Source organism: Bremerella sp. JC817, assembly GCF_040718835.1.
Lineage (GTDB): Bacteria > Planctomycetota > Planctomycetia > Pirellulales > Pirellulaceae > Bremerella.
Genome location: NZ_JBFEFG010000051.1, coordinates 1 through 309, shown reverse-complemented (window position 1 = coordinate 309; position 309 = coordinate 1). Strand labels below are relative to the sequence as shown.

General features: G+C 57.0%; 1 pseudogene. It reads left to right on the top strand.

What is annotated here, in order from left to right:
• Positions 1-309, top strand: a pseudogene (locus AB1L30_RS00255) (helicase); the annotation flags it as partial.

The following is a 309-nucleotide window of genomic DNA, read 5'->3' as shown; positions in this document are numbered from 1 at the left end:
AGCTTCGATCAGGCCGAAATCCAGCACCGGCTGATCGAGCGTTATGAGCGCATCCGCAACGAAAAAGTCGATCCGAGGGAAGATAATGCGCTCGCGATCACCACCGACGGAAGGAAGCTGGCACTTGATGCCAGGCTGATCAGCCCGGATGCAACGGATCATCCGGATTCCAAATCGAATGCCCTGGCCAACAATGTCGCATCCATCTGGGAGAAAACAAAGCCCACACGCGGCACGCAGCTCATCTTCTGCGATATGGGCGTGCATCCGACCCAATGGGGCTACAGCGCGTATGGCGACATCATCCAG